The organism is Pseudomonas sp. NPDC077186 (assembly GCF_044543505.1).
In the GTDB taxonomy this organism is placed as follows: domain Bacteria; phylum Pseudomonadota; class Gammaproteobacteria; order Pseudomonadales; family Pseudomonadaceae; genus Aquipseudomonas.
The window spans coordinates 19,116-35,143 of record NZ_JBITWE010000006.1 but is presented as its reverse complement, the minus strand read 5'-3'; the positions used below and the strand labels follow the sequence as shown (position 1 = coordinate 35,143).

At 62.9% G+C, this 16,028-nt stretch carries 16 protein-coding genes; 10 read left to right on the top strand and 6 right to left on the bottom strand.

What is annotated here, in order from left to right:
- Nucleotides 1-13 precede the first annotated feature (13 nt).
- From ACIGKL_RS20750 to ACIGKL_RS20705, 10 genes are all read left to right on the top strand, one after another.
- Nucleotides 14-1,840, top strand: a complete 1,827-nt coding sequence (locus ACIGKL_RS20750; RefSeq protein ID WP_397488331.1) for an AMP-dependent synthetase/ligase — start codon at nucleotides 14-16, stop codon at nucleotides 1,838-1,840.
- Complete coding sequence (locus ACIGKL_RS20745; protein ID WP_397488330.1) at nucleotides 1,841-3,019, top strand: acyl-CoA dehydrogenase family protein; 1,179 nt, start codon at nucleotides 1,841-1,843, stop codon at nucleotides 3,017-3,019. It abuts the gene before it with no gap.
- A 77-nt stretch (nucleotides 3,020-3,096) separates the two neighbouring features.
- Nucleotides 3,097-4,113: an NADP-dependent oxidoreductase gene (locus tag ACIGKL_RS20740; protein WP_397488329.1), complete on the top strand. Its 1,017-nt coding sequence runs from the start codon at nucleotides 3,097-3,099 to the stop codon at nucleotides 4,111-4,113.
- Between the two features lie 54 nt (nucleotides 4,114-4,167).
- Entirely contained in the window at nucleotides 4,168-5,580 is a 1,413-nt protein-coding gene (locus ACIGKL_RS20735; protein ID WP_397488328.1) for an MmgE/PrpD family protein, read from the top strand.
- 28 nt (nucleotides 5,581-5,608) lie between these two features.
- Nucleotides 5,609-6,223: an enoyl-CoA hydratase-related protein gene (locus tag ACIGKL_RS20730; RefSeq protein ID WP_397488327.1), complete on the top strand. Its 615-nt coding sequence runs from the start codon at nucleotides 5,609-5,611 to the stop codon at nucleotides 6,221-6,223.
- A 220-nt stretch (nucleotides 6,224-6,443) separates the two neighbouring features.
- Complete coding sequence (locus ACIGKL_RS20725; protein ID WP_397488326.1) at nucleotides 6,444-7,334, top strand: SDR family oxidoreductase; 891 nt, start codon at nucleotides 6,444-6,446, stop codon at nucleotides 7,332-7,334.
- A 29-nt stretch (nucleotides 7,335-7,363) separates the two neighbouring features.
- Nucleotides 7,364-8,164, top strand: a complete 801-nt coding sequence (locus tag ACIGKL_RS20720; protein WP_397488325.1) for an enoyl-CoA hydratase/isomerase family protein — start codon at nucleotides 7,364-7,366, stop codon at nucleotides 8,162-8,164.
- Between the two features lie 30 nt (nucleotides 8,165-8,194).
- Nucleotides 8,195-9,214, top strand: coding sequence for a VOC family protein (locus ACIGKL_RS20715; RefSeq protein WP_397488324.1), 1,020 nt, complete (start codon nucleotides 8,195-8,197; stop codon nucleotides 9,212-9,214).
- Nucleotides 9,196-9,651 carry a MaoC family dehydratase N-terminal domain-containing protein gene (locus ACIGKL_RS20710; protein ID WP_397488323.1) on the top strand — a complete coding sequence of 152 codons (456 nt, stop codon included), beginning with the start codon at nucleotides 9,196-9,198 and terminating at the stop codon, nucleotides 9,649-9,651. Before ACIGKL_RS20715 ends, ACIGKL_RS20710 begins: the two co-directional genes overlap by 19 nt.
- A gap of 59 nt (nucleotides 9,652-9,710) precedes the next feature.
- Nucleotides 9,711-10,076, top strand: a complete 366-nt coding sequence (locus ACIGKL_RS20705; protein ID WP_235583925.1) for a MaoC/PaaZ C-terminal domain-containing protein — start codon at nucleotides 9,711-9,713, stop codon at nucleotides 10,074-10,076.
- 3 nt (nucleotides 10,077-10,079) lie between these two features.
- Here the strand turns inward: ACIGKL_RS20705 and ACIGKL_RS20700 are convergent, their stop codons facing one another.
- From ACIGKL_RS20700 to ACIGKL_RS20675, 6 genes are all read right to left on the bottom strand, one after another.
- On the bottom strand, nucleotides 10,080-10,856 hold the full coding sequence (locus ACIGKL_RS20700) for a hypothetical protein (RefSeq protein WP_058171446.1): 777 nt from the start codon (nucleotides 10,854-10,856) through the stop codon (nucleotides 10,080-10,082).
- A gap of 70 nt (nucleotides 10,857-10,926) precedes the next feature.
- Nucleotides 10,927-11,625 carry a nitroreductase gene (locus tag ACIGKL_RS20695; protein WP_397488322.1) on the bottom strand — a complete coding sequence of 233 codons (699 nt, stop codon included), beginning with the start codon at nucleotides 11,623-11,625 and terminating at the stop codon, nucleotides 10,927-10,929.
- A 40-nt stretch (nucleotides 11,626-11,665) separates the two neighbouring features.
- A complete protein-coding gene (locus ACIGKL_RS20690) occupies nucleotides 11,666-12,724 on the bottom strand; it encodes a phosphotransferase family protein (RefSeq protein WP_397488321.1) in 1,059 nt (352 codons plus the stop codon).
- A 38-nt stretch (nucleotides 12,725-12,762) separates the two neighbouring features.
- Nucleotides 12,763-13,923, bottom strand: a complete 1,161-nt coding sequence (locus ACIGKL_RS20685; RefSeq protein WP_058171448.1) for a CaiB/BaiF CoA-transferase family protein — start codon at nucleotides 13,921-13,923, stop codon at nucleotides 12,763-12,765.
- Nucleotides 13,920-15,188, bottom strand: a complete 1,269-nt coding sequence (locus tag ACIGKL_RS20680) for an acyl-CoA dehydrogenase family protein (RefSeq protein WP_058171449.1) — start codon at nucleotides 15,186-15,188, stop codon at nucleotides 13,920-13,922. The genes ACIGKL_RS20685 and ACIGKL_RS20680 overlap by 4 nt, the downstream gene beginning before the upstream one ends.
- A gap of 41 nt (nucleotides 15,189-15,229) precedes the next feature.
- Nucleotides 15,230-16,015, bottom strand: coding sequence for an SDR family NAD(P)-dependent oxidoreductase (locus ACIGKL_RS20675; protein ID WP_058171450.1), 786 nt, complete (start codon nucleotides 16,013-16,015; stop codon nucleotides 15,230-15,232).
- Between the last annotated feature and the right edge of the window lie 13 nt (nucleotides 16,016-16,028).

Below are 16,028 nucleotides of genomic sequence, written 5' to 3'. Positions count from 1 at the left end.
AAGAGGATAGGTCATGGGATCCACCGCTACGCAGCATGAGAAGTCTGCCATATCCACCTTGCCCCGGCACCCGGAGACGGTGGTCAAGGGATTTCTTCGTACCGTCGAGCAGTATGGCGACCGCCTGGCCGTCAACAGCCTCGATGGCAAGACCCGCCTGACCTGGCGACAGGTGCGTGAGCACGTCGAGGCCCTGGCGGCGGGTTTGAGCCGGATTGGCGTTCGCCATGGTGACACCGTGGCGCTGATGTTGAAGAACCGGCCTGAATTCCTCTTCGCCGATCTGGCCATAATGTGCCTCGGCGCTACACCTTTCTCGATCTACGCCACCTTGCCGGCGGCGCAGATCGTGCCCTTGCTGGATAACTCCGATGCTCGCATCGTCCTCTGCGAGCGCGCTTTCCTCGAGCAGATACAGGGCGCGCAACGTGAATGGCCGGCACTGTCCACCGTGGTGTTGCTTGAAGGGGGCGGCGGTGCGGGCACCATGGACTGGGCCGAGCTGGAGAAAAACGGTGCGCAGGGCTTCGACTTCGAGGCTTCGGTAGCCTCGGTACGGCCTGACGACCTGGCGACCATCGTCTACACCTCGGGTACCACCGGACCGGCCAAGGGGGTGGAGTTGCCGCACTCCAGCGTGATTGCCTTCGCCACCATCGTCGAGTACTGGCTGACGTACTTCCCTGAGCAGCGGATATTGTCGTGGCTGCCTGCGGCCCACACCACCGAGCGGGTCGCCGGGCATTACCTGCCTCTGCTCAACGGCTGCACCATCACCTATTGCGACGACACCGCGAACATCATGGCGGCGGTCAAACAGGTGCATCCGCATATATTCTTCTCCCCGCCACGGCTCTGGGAGAAGGTCAAACAGGGCATCGAGTCCCGATGGGCTACCTTGCCCGAGGATGACCGCCTGGAGCTACGGCAGGCGCTGCAGCAGTCGCTGGAAAAGGTACGCCTGGAGCAGGCGGACCAACCGGTACCGGCAGCGCTGGCGCAGGCCTGTGCGGAGGCCGATGCCAGGTTCTTCGCACCGGTGCGCCAGTCACTGGGCCTGGATGCGGAGGGACTGTTCGTCGGTTCCGGTGGTGCCATGGCCCCGACGGCCCTGGTGGAGTTCTTCCATGCCATCGGCCTGCCGCTGGACGAAGCCTACGGCATGACCGAATCGGCGGCCCTGGGCACGCGCAGTCCGAAGGGCGGCAAGATCCGCATCGGCACGGTGGGCAAGGCGCAGCCGGGGGTCGAGGTGAAACTGGCCGCGGACGGCGAAGTGCTTATCCGCCACGCCGGGATCATGCGCGGCTACCGCAAGCAGCCGGAGGCCACTGCCGAGGTCATGGATGCCGATGGCTGGTTGCACACCGGCGACATCGGCACCGTGGATGCCGATGGCTACTTCCGCATCGTCGATCGCAAGAAGGACATCATCATCAACTCCTTCGGCAAGAACATGTCGCCATCGAGCATCGAAGGCGCCTTGACCAATGCGGGCAGCCTGATTTCCCAGGCGGTGGTGGTGGGCGATGCCCGCAACTACAACACAGCCCTGCTCACCCTCGACTCCGTGCACGTATGGGCCTGGGCCATGGAGCACCTGCCGCTGGCAGCCCTGTGTCGGCTCCCGGAAGTGCGCAAGGCAGTGGAGGAAGAAGTGGCGCAGGCCAACCTGCAATTGGCGCGAGTCGAGCAGATCAAGAAGTTTCACATCGTCGGCGGCGAATGGGCGCCTGGCTCCGAGGCCGTGACGGCGACCATGAAGATCCGCCGTCAGGCGATCCTGAAGAAATATGCCGACGACATCGAGACGATGTACGGTGAGGAAGGGAAGAACTGAATGTCCAGAGAAGCCAACAACCGTTTCAAGCGCGAGCTTTTCGACGAGGATCACGATGCGGTTCGGGACGGCTTCCGCCGTTTCCTGCTCAAGGAAGTCCAGCCACACTACGCGCAATGGGAGCGTGATGGCATCGTCCCCCATGAAGTGTTCGAGGCGCTGGGCGACAACGGCTACCTGTGCATGGCGGTGCCGGAGGAATACGGCGGCCAGGGCCTGGACGACTTCCGCTTCAGCCTGGTGCTGACCGAGGAGTGCCTGGCTCTGGGAATGACCTCTCTGGCTTCAGGCATCGCCCTGATCAACGACGTCGCACTGCCTTATTTTCTCGACTACTCCAGCGAGGAGCAGAAACGCCGCTGGTTCCCCGACATGGTTGCCGGCAAGCTGGTCACCGCCATTGCCATGACCGAGCCCTGTGGTGGTTCCGACCTGGCGGCCCTGCGCACCACGGCGCGGCTGGACGGCGACGCCTATGTGGTGAACGGCTCGAAGACTTTCATCACCAACGGCATCAATGCCGACTTGGTGCTGACCGCGGTCAAGACCGATCCAGCGAACCGCCATGGCGGTATCAGCTTGCTCGGCATCGAGCGTGGCGTTGCGGGGTTCGAGCGCGGACGCAATCTGGACAAGCTCGGTCAGCATGCCCAAGACACCGCCGAACTGTTCTTCAACGACGTGCGGGTGCCTTGCGCCAACCTGATCGGTACGGAGAACCAGGGCTTCGTACACATGATGACGAACCTGCCCCAGGAGCGCCTGAGCATTGCCAACTCCGCTGTGGCTTCGTCCCGTGCGGCGCTGGAATGGACGCTCACTTATGTCAAGGAGCGCACTGCCTTTGGCAAGCCGATCGGCACCTTCCAGCTCTCGCGCCAGGTTCTGGCGGGCCTGCGTACGGAAATTGAGATCGCCCAGGTCTTCATCGATCGATGCACCGGCCTCCATCTGAAACACGAACTGACCGCTGAGCAGGCGGCCATGGCCAAGTGGTGGTGTACCGACCTGCAGGGGCGGGTCATGGACCAGTGTCTGCAATTGTTCGGCGGCTACGGCTACATGACCGAGTTCCCCATCGCACGGGCCTGGGCGGATGCTCGGATCATGCGGATCTTCGGCGGCACCAACGAAATCATGAAGGAGATCATCGGCAAAGCCGAAGGGCTATCCGGCTGAAGCTATTTTTCTTGCCAAACGTTCTTTGCGAACCGTTTTTCTCTACAGCTTTTATACGAATAACAAGGAGGCAGAAGATGCCTACGGCTGATCTCAATCGCCAATGGATCTACGCACAGCGCCCGAGCGGGGCGGTCGGGCTTGAACACTTCCGTTTGCAGGAGACACCAGTCCCGGTTCCCGGACCTGGCCAGGCGCTGGTTCGTCTGCGCGGGCTGTCGGTCGATCCGGCGCAACGCGCCTGGATGATGACCCGCACCTACCGACCCCAGTTGCAGCCTGGCGAGGTCATGGCGGCCTTCGGCATCGGTGAGGTCATGGAGTCCAATGTCCCTGGTCTGGTGCCTGGTGACCTGGTGGACGGTGATCTGGGTTGGCAGGATTTTGCCCTGGTCACGCCGGAAAGCGTGCGGGTGAGGAATAGAAACGAGTCGCTGGAGCACCTGATCGGTGTACTGGGTATCACTGGTCTTACCGCTTACTTCGGGTTGCTCGACGTGGGCAGGCCGCGACCGGGGGAAACCGTGCTGGTTTCGGGCGCGGCGGGTGCGGTGGGTTGTATTGCAGTACAGATTGCCAGGATCGCCGGTTGCCGGGTAGTGGCCGTTGCCGGGGGGGCGGAGAAGTGCCGCTGGTTGGTGGAGGAACTGGGAGTCGACGCCGCCGTCGACTACAAGGCCGGCAACCTGCGCGAGGCCTTGAAGGCAGCCTGCCCCAGGGGGGTGGATGTGTACTTCGACAACACCGGCGGCGAGATTCTGGAAATCACCTTGAGTCTGATGAACGCCCATGGCCGCGTGGCTTGTTGCGGCGCCGTGTCGCAGTACAACCAGGCAGACTGGGGCGGTGGCCCAGGCGGTGTGCCCGGTGTGCTGGTGGCCAAGCGCATCCGTATGGAAGGTTTTCTGGTGATGGATTTCTACAAGCAGCGCAAGGCTGCCGAGAGAACGCTGTCGGACTGGATCCGCCAGGGGCAGCTCAAGCCCTGCATGGATATCGTCGAAGGACTGGAGAACGCACCTCTGGCCCTGATCGATCTGCTCCGGGGAGCGAACCGGGGCAAGATGATGGTGCGTGTCGGTGCGCAGGAATAGAGCTGTGCTTGTTGCATGGCGGAGTGACCTTCAGAGCTAATTGCGGAGATTGCAATGAACGCGTTCGAACCGATCAGGCCGGAGCAGGATCCTGCAGGCAAGCTTGCCGCAATGGTGGTCACCACGGCATTCGAGGATATTCCCGCCGAGGTGATCGAACTGGCGAAAAAGGCCATCCTCGACACCTTGGCCGTCACCATCGCCGGTTCCAACTGGGAGGTCAGCCCGCAGATCGTGCGGCAGGTGGTGGAGTGGGGCGGCGCACCGCAAAGCCCTATCCTTGTCCATGGCCAGCGGGTACCGGCACCATTGGCGGCGTTCGCCAACGGTGTCATGGCGCGTGGTATCGATATGGGCGACGTGCATGTGACCGGTGGCCATGTCACCGAATGGAATATCCCCGCCATGCTGGCCGCACTGGGTATCGCCGACAAGCCGGTAACGGGCAAGGAGTTCCTCGCCGCCTATGTGACGGGTGGTGAACTGGGTGTCCGGGTCAACACGGCAATGAATGGTACTTCTCATGCTTCTTTTGGCGTGCCTGGCGAGTACATGGGGCCTCTCTGCGCCACGGCTTCGGTAGCGCGGCTGCTGGGCTTGAGTGTCGAGGAAACCTGGAATGCCCTGGGGATCGCCTACTCGAACCACGGCATGTCGGAAATGCAGAAGTATGCCGAAGGCACGCAGATGGCGCGGGTTCAGCATAGCTTTGCCGGCGAGACCGCGATCAAGGCGGCATTGCTGTCGCGTCAGGGCGTGACTGGACCGAAGGGGATTTTCCTCGGCGTGCCGGGTGGCTCGTTCCGGCACATCGGCTGGAGCGACGTGTATCCAGAGATCCTGACCGAGGGGCTGGGCAGGCGCTGGATCTACGCCGAGGGGCTGTCGATGAAGCCCTATTCGGCCTGCAAGTTCACCCATTCGTTCATCGCCGGAGCGATCGAGATCATGCGCCGCGATCAGCTCGATTACCGAGAAATCGCCAGCGTGCGCTGCATCGGCAGCGAGGGTGCGCGGATGACCATCGAGCCAAAAGAAGCGAAATGGAACCCAAAGACCGTTGGCGAGGCGCTGTACAGCACACCCTATACGGTAGCGACTGCGATCATCGGCGGCGATGTTTTCCTCGGCGACTTCACTGTTGAGGAAGTCAACCGGGCGGACAAGCGCGAGCTGATGCAGAAAATCATCGTGGAGACCGATCCGGCGATTACGGACCAGTTCGAAGGCTTCAGCGTCGAGATCACACTGCAGGACGGCCGCGTGTTTCGGCAGTGCACGCCCTATGTCCTGGGGCACACCCGCAACCCGATGAGTTGGGACGACCTGCAGCAAAAGCTCGACAAATGCGCCGCCTATGCCGCCGTGCCCCTGGCGCAAGCGAAGCTGAGCAGGATCGTCGGGCTGTGTAAGGACCTCGACAAGGTCGAGAACGTATCGGAACTGCTCGGTGCGCTCACCCCCTGAAAGCTGTCGTGATTGAGGAGATGCCGCTATGCGCTTTTCGACGATCCATATGGATATTTCGGATCACATCGCCACGCTTACACTGAGCCAGCCCGGCAGCCGAAACAGTCTCTCGGAGACTAGCCTGCGGGAAATGATCGAGGCACTGGATTGGCTGCGCACACGGGATGAGGTGCGGGCATTGATTCTCACCGGCGCGGGGCAGGCGTTCTGCTCCGGTGCTGATCTCGGGAAAATGGATGCCGTCGATATCGATGGCTTGTCCCTCGGTGAGCGGGCTGCGGCGACCATGGATGCACTCGCCAATCCGCTCATTCTGGCATTGCAGCAGTTTCCTCTGCCGGTGGTGGCTGCCGTGAATGGCGTTGCAGCAGGCGGGGGCGTGGCGCTGGCGTTGGCGGCGGACATTGTGATTGCCGCGCGCTCGAGCTATTTCCTCACGCCGTTTCTACCACGTTTGGGCATTGTGCCGGACATGGGTGCAACCTGGTTTCTGCCGCAACGGATCGGGCGTGCACGGAGTCTGGGGTTGTTGCTGCTGGGCGATCGCCTATCGGCGGAGAAGGCGCAGGAGTGGGGATTGATCTGGGCTTGTGTCGAGGATGATGCGCTGTTGGACGAGGCGAGAAATATCGCTAGATGATTGGCCCAGGTACCGCCGCATAGCGCCCTCGAAGCGCGTCGCGCACTGGATGCGGCGGGCAGACAGGACCTGTTGGCCCAGCTTGGCTATGAGCGCGATCGGCAACGCGAGCTGCTGGACTCACCTGCCTTCAGGGAGGGTGTGAAGGCATTCTTCGAGAAGCGCGCGCCCGTCTTTGAGCGTTGATCCTGAACGCCCGCATATATGAGCGGAAATACCGATGCAACTTGACGATTTGATGTTCAAGCCGGGTCTGATGCGCGAGCAGCGCATCCTGATTACCGGTGGCGGGACGGGACTGGGACGGGTTATGGCCGAAGCCTTTCTAATGTTGGGCAGCGAGGTCTATATCTGCGGACGGCGTGCTGCCGTGGTCGAACTGGCCGCCGCCGAGTTGATGGCACAGCATGGCGGTAAGGTCGTGGCACTGACCTGCGACATCCGCCAGCCCGAGGCCATCGCCACCATGCTCGACCGTATCTGGGACGATGGTGGCGCGCTGACCGGTCTGATCAACAATGCCGCCGGGAACTTCATCAGCCGCACCGAGGACTTGTCGCCCCGGGCCTTCGATGCGATTGCCAGCACCGTCTTCCACGGCTCCTTCTACATCACCCTGGAATGCGGAAAACGCTGGCTGGCGGCGGGTCAGAGAGCCAACGTCCTGTCCACGCTGGTCACCTGGGTTTGGAACGGCTCGGCGTTCACCGTACCCTCCGCCATGTCGAAAGCGGGTCTGAATGCGATGACGCAATCTCTGGCGGTGGAGTGGGGTGGGCGCGGTATCCGCATCAACGCCATCGCGCCGGGGGTCTTTCCAACCGAGAGTGCTGCCGCCAGGCTGGATCCCACTGGGGCCGCCAAACCCGGCGACGATGTGCCCATGCAACGCGCCGGGGAGATGTCCGAGCTGGCGAACCTGGCGGTCTACCTGATGGCGCCGGGCTCCGATTACATCAATGGCGAAACTATCGTGATCGACGGCGGGCTGTACCCGGCGACCGGCGGCAACTTCGCCAAGCTGACCAACTTGACCGACGAAGACTGGCGGCGTACCCGCCAACTGATCGACGAACGCAATGCCGCCGACAAAGCCAAGCGCACGACTTGAGCAGCAAACAGGGTATGGAGGCTGCAAATATGACATACAACTGTCTCGAACTGGACGAGCGGGGGCCCGTACTCTGGGTCACGCTGAACCGACCACAGGTCCTGAATGCGCTCAACCTCGAACTGGTCGACGAGTTGGGACGCCTCTTCACCGGCTTGTACGTGCGCGAGGATATCCGGGTCGTGGTCATGCGCGGTGCAGGCCGGGCTTTCTGTGCCGGACTCGATCTCACGGAACACACTGCGCAGACCTCGACGCTTTCGGTGTCGGAGGGGTTGGCGTCTACCCGCCGCTACCGCGATATCGTCATCGCCATGCGCCGTTGCCCGCAACCGATCATCGGCCTGCTCAACGGGCCCGCCTGCGGCGGCGGCTTTTCCCTGGCCCTGGCGACGGATGTGCGTATCGCCACATCGACCCTGCGCATGAACGCCGCGTTCATCCGTATCGGCTTCAGTGCCTGCGACATGGGTCTCAGCTATTTCCTGCTGCGCATGGTGGGCAGCTCGGTCGCGGCGGAATACATGCTGACTGGGCGCTTCATCGATGCACAACGCGCTTACGAACTGGGGCTGGTCAGTCGCGTGGTCGCGCCGGAGCAGCTCGAGGAGGAAGCCAGTGCCCTGGTAGAAGATATGCTCAGAACCGCGCCTTTGGGGCTGCGCCTGACCAAGGAGGTGCTGGGTCATGCCATCGATGGCCAGAGTTTGGAAGCGGTGATAGCCATGGAAGACCGCAACCAGACCCTGTGCGCCCATGGTGAGGATTTTCGCGAGGCCATGGCGGCGTTCATCGAAAAACGCCAGCCCTACTACCCTACGGCGGGGTAGGCGAATGCCTGGACCGAGAGAGGAGGATGTATGTCGATACGACTATCGGCCCTGAGCCATATCAGCGTGATCGTGGATGATGCGGCTGCGGCGGGCCGTTTGCTCGGCGATGTTTTCGACGCCCCGCTGCTGCAGCGGGCCTCTTCGTCCTCGCAACAGGAGAATGCGACGCGGATAGTGCATGCGGGACTCGGTGACGTCCGGCTGCAATTCATCCAGCCGGGCTCGGTGGATGGACGGCTTCACCGGCAACTCAGGGAACATGGGCCGCAGGTTCATAGCCTGGCGTTTTTCGTCGCGGACCTGGTCTCCGCGGAGACTGCATTTGCGCAGGAGGGGATTGCCGTCCTCGATCGCTCGGACATCGATCTGCAGACCGCCACGGGCCTGGTCAAGGCACCGGTCTGTGTGTTTGCGACGATGGCGCGTCTCGGTTTTAACATCGAGCTGATCGGGGCCACCACTAGTTCGAGGGTAGCGGGCGACGATGACCCGTCGGGAGACGTGCTGTTCGGCAATTTGTCTCCCCTTCTGCATGTCGAGCTCGCCGTTGATGACTTGGACGACCCTTGTGTTCTGCTACAGCGGCTGTTCGGCTCGGGGAAGGTCGAGAGTGGCTTTGCCGAGTTTCTCGGTAGTCTGGGTTCTCTTGATATCGTCCATGTGAATCTGGGCAATGTGGTTCTTCAGTACTGCCGCCCGAAGACCGAGGATTCCCCCTGGGCGCAACTGCTGGCGCGCCGAGGCCGCGCCATTCACAACATCACCTGGCTGGTGCGCGATATGTCCGCGACCGTGGCGGCGTTGGCGCGACAGGATGTGCGTGATCTACGCAGTTTCTCCCTCGATTTCGGCCAACTGGTTGGTCATGAGAACCTGCCGGAACATCTCGCTCCGCAGCGGATCGTCGATCTGATGTCGAGGCTCGGCTTTCATATGGAATTGACCGAGGCCTTTGCAAGCAATATCGACGACTTCATCTTCAATCCTTTCGGCGACTGGGAAGCGCGTCCGCAGCTGGGGAGCGCAGCATGCTCGACAGGACGCTGATTGATCATTGCCTGAGGCCGCACAGTGTCGAGGTGGAAAAGGGCCGTCTGCGCTTTTTTGCCAAGGCCACGGGGCAGCTCGATCCTGTCTATCTAGACGAGGCTGCGGCGCGGCAAGCTGGTTACCGCAATATTCCGGTGCCGCCGACATTCCTGTTCTGCCTGGAGAACGACTCCCTCGATCCCTGGGAACTGCAACGGCTGCTCGATCTGGATCTGGGGCGTCTGCTGCATGGTGAACAGTCGTTCGTCTATCACCGGATGGCCTGTGCCGGTGATGTACTGACCTTCGAACCGCGGCTGAGCGACATTTATAGCCGTCGCGACGGGGCTCTGGAGTTTTTCGTGCGTGAAACGCGAGTCACCGATGCCATGGGCGAGCATATTGCCGATCTTCGTTGTGTGGGGGTGCAGCAGCATGACGGGAGGCCGGTATGAGTCGGGGTGCTGATAATCTTGGTCCTCAGCCACTTCGTTTGGCACCTATTGATCGGACCATGCTGGCGCTCTACGCAGGGGCGTCCAGTGACCACAACCCGGTGCATATCGACAGCGACTTCGCTCGGCGGGCGGGCCTGCCTGACGTATTTGCCCACGGCATGCTGTCGATGGCCTACCTTGGCCGTTTTCTCACAGACTGGATACCGCAGTCGCGGATTCGCCGGTTTTCCGTGCGCTTCGTCAGCCGGGTGGAGCTGGGTGCGGCGCTGCTATGCAGTGGCGAGATCCTCGATATTAACGAGCATGACGGGGAGCGCCTGGCGCGCGTCGAGGTGCGGGTGACCGGCGAGGCTGGAGAGCTGAAAGTGATCGGCGAGGCCTGCGTGGCACTCGCGCCAGTGGCCGGCACCCGCCTGCGATGAGGTTCAGTGCCCGCGGGCTTGCGTATCCAGCGCCTGCATGGCCCGTATCAGATAGCGTCCAACCGCATTCGGGGCCCACTGTCCCGAGGTGAGCAGGCGCTGGCGCACGAAGCGATAATCTTGGATGGGGGCCTTCAGGGATTGGGCCAGATGGACATCCCGCGCGGATAGCATGGCGAACCGGTGTTCCACCGAAGTATCCAGCCTGATCATGGCCTGGCTGTCCGGAAGCCAGACGGAAGCCAGGTAGGGAAAGGATGCCTGCTGGTATTCCACTAGCAGTTGGCCGATCTCACGGCTGAGATCATGCAGCGCACGGCGGGTTTCCGATGCCGGCGGTAGTTCGTCATGGAGCGCGCCGAGCGCGCTGTCGAGCTGGGCATGCGCATCGAGGACGGGAGGGAGCCAGCGGGCATAGGCTGATAGTGTCGAACGCGCCGCAGTGGCGGACTGCGGCAGGTTCTTCAGCTCGGCGATCGCGGCGCCCAGATTCTGTACCTGCTCGGTGATATCGCCGTGGTCGAACTGCGTGGCCATCCCGAGCAAGCGCGCCATGTCGTTTCTGTAGGCTTCGTCGTTGCCGATGTGGTAGGGAGTGCCGTTGAGGTTGTAATAGATCAACACGTTCGCCGTCACCGAGCTGGCCAGCGTTCGCATCTCCTGGATCTCATCCTGGCGACTTGCCGCGCCGTCGGCCATGGCCAGTGCAGAGGACATGAGCAGGGCCAGGTATAGGCAGCCAGGCAGTCGATGCCATCCATTCTTCTTGTGGTGTGTCATCAGGGTTCCCTCGTGGGTGTTCGTCCATAAGAAATCGATGTTCCAGGGCAATCGCATGAAGCCTGGTCATTCATCGGTGAAACCGGACGGCCTGAGAGAGTGCGCCCCGGTCGACACGGGCTGCGTTCGCTTTCACTTCGGTATCCTCGTAGCCAAAGGAAATGCCCAACAGCAAGCGATGTTGCGCTGAAACGCCGAGCTGCTCGCGCACCAGGTCGGGATACAGGGTCAGGGCGCCCTGGGCACAGGAATCGATCCCCCGTGAGGTCATCGCCAGTAGCAGGGTTTGGGCATACATGCCGCAGTCCGCTGCCTGGCGGATGTCGAAGGGCAACGGCAGGAAAATGAAGGCCACATGGGGCGCATCGAAAAAGCTGAAGTTGCGCAGGAAGGCGTCGTTGCGTCCGGCCTTGTCCTGCCTTTCCACCCCCATGGCACCGTAGAGTTGGGCTGCGGCATCGAATTGCCGCTCGCGGAAGATGCCTTCGTAGCGGGTATCGACGGGCCAGTCCGGGTGCATGTTTTCGGGAAGCCTCGCCGCCGCGAGCAGCTTTTTCCGCAAGGTATTGCAAGCCTGGCCCGACAGTACATGGACGATCCAGGGTTGTACGTTGCAGTTGGACGGCGTTTGCTGGGCGAGGCTGAAGACTTCCTGCAACAGCTCGTCGGGCACTTCATCGTCAAGGAAGCCGCGAACCGAACGTCGCCTGAAGAGGACTTCATCGAACGAGCGGGTGTGTTGCTCAGGGAGCCGGGAGTGCATTTCCATTCGTCTTTCCATGTTATTGGCGGGTGTCTTTGTGGGGCTGTTACCAGTCGAGTGGCCGGACAGTCAGGTCGACGGCGTGGTCCAGGGTGGTGGCGAGGACGGTGGGCATGTCGAGGGTGCTGGCATTGGGCATGGGCTGCCGCTGGTAGAGGGCGATCAGTTGGGCCAGCGCGCCGACGTTGCGCAGCATCGCCAGCAGCCAGTAGAACTTCACCTGCGCCTCGGACATCTGGATACCGGTTTGCCGTTGGTAGGCCTGCAGCGCCTGCCGCCGGGTCCACCATCCGGGAGCACGGCAGGGCATGCAGCACTGCTGTGTATAGACCGGGCTGTCGTTCGGCTCACCCCAGACGACAAGCATCAGCATCAGGTCGTAGCAGGGGTCACCGATGGTCGCCATTTCCCAATCGACGATACCCTGTACGCTCAGGCTGTCCGTATCGACCAGCACGTTGTCCAGCTTGAAGTCCAGATGCACCAGGGTGCCCGGTCGTTCGGCAGGCTGGTGGGCCACGAGCCAGTCCCGCAGTCGCTCGACCTTGCGCATCGACTCGCCCGACATGACTCGCGAGGCGCGCTTGTGCCAGCCGTGGATTTGCCGCGCGATGAAACCTTCGGCCTTGCCCAGGTCGGCGAGCCCGGCCTCGGCGGGGTCGATGCGGTGCAGTTGCGCCAGGGCGTCGACGATCAGCGCGCCAAGTTTGCCGCCGATGTCATCCACTGCGGCGAGTTGCACTGGCAGCTCGCGGGAGATGGCGAGACCCTGGCGGAACTCGCTGATCAGAAAAGGCACGCCGATCACGCTGGGGTCATCGCAATACGCCAGTCCCAGCGGTATGGTCGGTAGGCATTTTCCAAGCCGCGAGAGGATCTTGTACTGGCGGGCGAAGTCGTAGGCACCGGGAGGCGCGTCATTGTCGGGCGGACGGCGGAACACCGCCGACTTGCCGTCGAGCGAGACGAGGTAGTTCAGATTGGCGATGCCGGAGGCAAACTGGCGAATCTCCCGCTCACGGTCGAAGGTCATGCCTTGCCCGGCGAGATAGTGGGCAACGGCGTCCCAGTCCTGTACCGCTGCGCGGCTATTGTCAATGAACATGCTGGCTCTTCCTCGTCGCTGTTGCTGGGTCAGGACGTTCAGTCGCCCGTTGCCGGCGGGATCGCTCCACTGGCGCGCAGCACCGCGATCCGGCCGGCAGCGAAGCCCCAGTCGCGCAATACGCTTTCGGTATCGGCACCAGGGGCGGAAGGGGCACCGGGGTGCGGCGGCGAGCTGCGGCTGAAACGTGGTGCCGGTGCCGGTTGGGTGACGCCGGCGATATCGATGAACAGGCCGCGTGCGCGGTTGTGCGGATGTTCCGGGGCCTCGTTCCAGTCGAGCACGGGGGCGAAGCAGACATCGCTGCCTTCCAGCAACGCGCACCACTCGGCACGAGCCCGGGTCTTGAATATTGCCGCGAGCCGTGCCTTGAGCTCCGGCCAGCGTCGATGGTCGTGTTGCGCATCGAAAACCGGGTCGTCCAGCCCCAGTTTCTGGCGCAGCAGGGCATAGAACTGCGGTTCGGCTGCGGCGATCGAAATGCAGTGACCATCGGCGCAGGCATAGGCGGCGTAAAAGTGGGCGCCCCCGTCATTGACGTTGGCACCGCGCGCGTTGCGCCACAGGCCGGCGGCCTTGAAGCCCCAGTTCATCGCGGCGAGCAGTGCCGAGCCTTCGCTCATGGCTGCGTCGACCACCTGGCCGTGGCCGGATTTCCCTGCCTCATGCAGCGCACAGAGGATGCCGAAGGCCAGCAGCATGCCGCCGCCACCGAAGTCGCCGATCAGGTTCATCGGCGGTACGGGCGCTGTATCCGGCGTGCCTATGGTATGCAGCACGCCAGCCAGGGCGATGTAGTTGATGTCGTGGCCGGCGGCCTGTGCCAACGGGCCCTCCTGGCCCCAACCAGTCATGCGCCCATAGACCAGCCTGGGGTTGCGCGCCAGGCAGGCCTCCGGGCCCAGCCCCATGCGCTCCATCACACCGGGACGGAAGCCTTCCAGGACAATATCGGCCTGTGCCACCAGGTCGAGCACCGCCTCGGTGGCACCCGGCTTTTTCAGGTCGATGGCCACCGAGCGCCGCCCACGAGCCATTACATCGAAGCGCGGCTCGACCCACTTCATGATCTCGCCGCCCCCCGGCCGGTCGATGCGGATCACTTCCGCGCCCATGTCGGCCAGCATCATGGCGCAGAACGGTGCCGCCCCCAGCCCGACGATCTCGACGACTTTCACTCCAGCCAGCGGCCCGCTCATGCCGCGCCCCCCAGTTGCATGAAGCCGAACATATAACCGGCGACACGGCGCATCTGGATTTCCTCGGTGCCTTCGGTGATGCGGTAGCGGCGATGATGGCGGTAGATGTGTTCGAAGGGCTTGTGCCGGGAATAGCCCAGGCCGCCGTGAATCTGCATGGCCCGGTCGGCCGCCTCGCAACACAGCCGGTTGGCCCAGAAGTTGAGCATGGATACCTTGTCGCCTTGCGAGGCCGCTCCGTACCTGTCCATCAGCCAGGCGGTCTTGTGGAGCAGCGCGCGGACCATTTCGCACTGGGTCTGCAACTCGACGAGCGGGAACTGGATGCCCTGGTTGTTCGCCAGCGGCTTGCCGAAGGGCGCCCGCTGTTTGGCGTAGCGGATCGATTCGTTGACGCAATATTGTGCCGCCCCGAGGCTCGCCGCCGCCTGGCGGATGCGGTTTTCGTTGAAGAAGCGCTGGGCGATCGTCAGGCCCTCGCCTTCGTGGCCGACGATATCGTCGTTATGAACCTTGACGTCGGTGAGGCTGACGCTGGCATGATCGGTGGGCATGACGAAGGTCCACAACAGCTCCTCCACCACATGCCCCGGTGTGGCCTCGGGTTTGAGCGGCACCAGGAAGGCAGTGATGCCTTTGGCGTCGCCGGCCTTGCCGCTGGTGCGGGCGAACACCATGTTGGTGTCGGCCCAATTGGCGCCCGAGTTCCAGGTCTTGCTACCGTTGATGATCCAGTGCTCGCCTTGGCGCCGGGCGACGGTTTCCATGTGGGTGGCATCCGAACCGTGGCCGGGCTCGGTGATCGCCATGGCCATGGCCGCGGAACTGTCGAGGAGCGCCGGTAGGTACTTGCGTTTTTGCCCTTCGCTGCCGAACTCGATCAGCAATTGAGCGGTGAGCACCTGTACGGAAACGATGGCGTGCTCGGTGGCTGCGTCGTTGTGCAGGCCCAGACCTCTCGCGTTCAGGTGCTCGCGAATCACCGCCATCTCCAGGTTGCTGCCATCCCGACCGCCATAGGCCTTGGGCAGGGCATAGCGGTAATGGCCGGCGGCGTCGGCGCGGCGCACCGCTTCGGCCAGCAGCGCTTTCCATTCCCTGGCGTGCTGGCCGCCGTTTTCCCAATCGGTCCGCGCATTTTCGCGGCGGTGATCAAAAAAACGGATGTTGTCGTTTTCATTTTCGAGCGGTTTGATTTCACGCTCGATGAAGTCATCCAGCTCGGCGAGGTAATCGGTCAGCTTCTTCGGTAGTTCCAGATCCACGGAATAGCTCCTTCATGATTGGCGAGGGGATTGACATGACCTCAACCGAGGCGGCCGAACGGATGCGTGCTGGATACCCCACCATCTACCGCAATGGCCTGGCCGTTGACGTAGGAGGCATCCTCGCTGGCGAGGAAAGCCGCCATGGCGGCGATTTCCTCGGGTTGTCCGGGGCGCTTGAGTGGATTGACCTGGCCGAGCCGGGAAGCTGCGCCGCGTGCCTTGGCCGCGTCGAACAGCGCCCGGGTGCCTTCCGTCTCGATGAGACCCGGCAGAATGGCATTGACCCGCACGCCGGTGCCGGACAGTTCGTTGGCGGCCACTTGCGCCAGGGAGTTGACGGCAGCTTTGCTGGCGCTGTAGGCCGCATCCCCGGCATTGGCGCGCAAGGCCGCCACCGAGGAGGTGAAGATGATCGAGCCGAAGCCCTGAGCCCGCATATGGCGACCGGCGTGCTTGGTGGCGAGGAAGGCGCCGATCAGGTTGACTCGCAGCACCTCCTGCCATTGGGCGACGGTCTGCTCGAATAGGGAGACGTTGCCGACCCAGGTCGCCGCATTGGCGAAGAATATCTCCAGGCCGCCGAATTCGGCGATGCAGCGGGCGACCATGGCCTCGACGTTGGCCTCGATCGATGCATCCGCCGCCATTGCAATGGCGCTGCCGCCAGCGGCGCGGATCAGCTCTGCGGTTTCCTCGACTCTAGCGACAGTGCGGCCGGCAACCAGCACCTGGGCGCCTTCCTGGGCGAAGCGCAGGGCGCTGGCCCGACCGATACCACTGCCGGCGCCGGTGATGATCGCGCGTTTGTTGTGTAGCCGTTGCATGTGCTTGTCCTCA

Excerpts from the sequence above, each read along its gene's own strand:
- ACIGKL_RS20705 (WP_235583925.1), top strand. The coding sequence starts at position 9,711 with ATGCTGGCGCTCTACGCAGGGGCGTCCAGTGACCACAACCCGGTGCAT.
- ACIGKL_RS20690 (WP_397488321.1), bottom strand. The coding sequence starts at position 12,724 with ATGTTCATTGACAATAGCCGCGCAGCGGTACAGGACTGGGACGCCGTT.
- ACIGKL_RS20745 (WP_397488330.1), top strand. The coding sequence starts at position 1,841 with ATGTCCAGAGAAGCCAACAACCGTTTCAAGCGCGAGCTTTTCGACGAG.
- ACIGKL_RS20715 (WP_397488324.1), top strand. The coding sequence starts at position 8,195 with ATGTCGATACGACTATCGGCCCTGAGCCATATCAGCGTGATCGTGGAT.
- ACIGKL_RS20685 (WP_058171448.1), bottom strand. The coding sequence starts at position 13,923 with ATGAGCGGGCCGCTGGCTGGAGTGAAAGTCGTCGAGATCGTCGGGCTG.
- ACIGKL_RS20720 (WP_397488325.1), top strand. The coding sequence starts at position 7,364 with ATGACATACAACTGTCTCGAACTGGACGAGCGGGGGCCCGTACTCTGG.
- ACIGKL_RS20730 (WP_397488327.1), top strand. The coding sequence starts at position 5,609 with ATGCGCTTTTCGACGATCCATATGGATATTTCGGATCACATCGCCACG.
- ACIGKL_RS20695 (WP_397488322.1), bottom strand. The coding sequence starts at position 11,625 with ATGGAAATGCACTCCCGGCTCCCTGAGCAACACACCCGCTCGTTCGAT.
- ACIGKL_RS20735 (WP_397488328.1), top strand. The coding sequence starts at position 4,168 with ATGAACGCGTTCGAACCGATCAGGCCGGAGCAGGATCCTGCAGGCAAG.
- ACIGKL_RS20725 (WP_397488326.1), top strand. The coding sequence starts at position 6,444 with ATGCAACTTGACGATTTGATGTTCAAGCCGGGTCTGATGCGCGAGCAG.
- ACIGKL_RS20675 (WP_058171450.1), bottom strand. The coding sequence starts at position 16,015 with ATGCAACGGCTACACAACAAACGCGCGATCATCACCGGCGCCGGCAGT.
- ACIGKL_RS20700 (WP_058171446.1), bottom strand. The coding sequence starts at position 10,856 with ATGACACACCACAAGAAGAATGGATGGCATCGACTGCCTGGCTGCCTA.
- ACIGKL_RS20710 (WP_397488323.1), top strand. The coding sequence starts at position 9,196 with ATGCTCGACAGGACGCTGATTGATCATTGCCTGAGGCCGCACAGTGTC.
- ACIGKL_RS20740 (WP_397488329.1), top strand. The coding sequence starts at position 3,097 with ATGCCTACGGCTGATCTCAATCGCCAATGGATCTACGCACAGCGCCCG.
- ACIGKL_RS20750 (WP_397488331.1), top strand. The coding sequence starts at position 14 with ATGGGATCCACCGCTACGCAGCATGAGAAGTCTGCCATATCCACCTTG.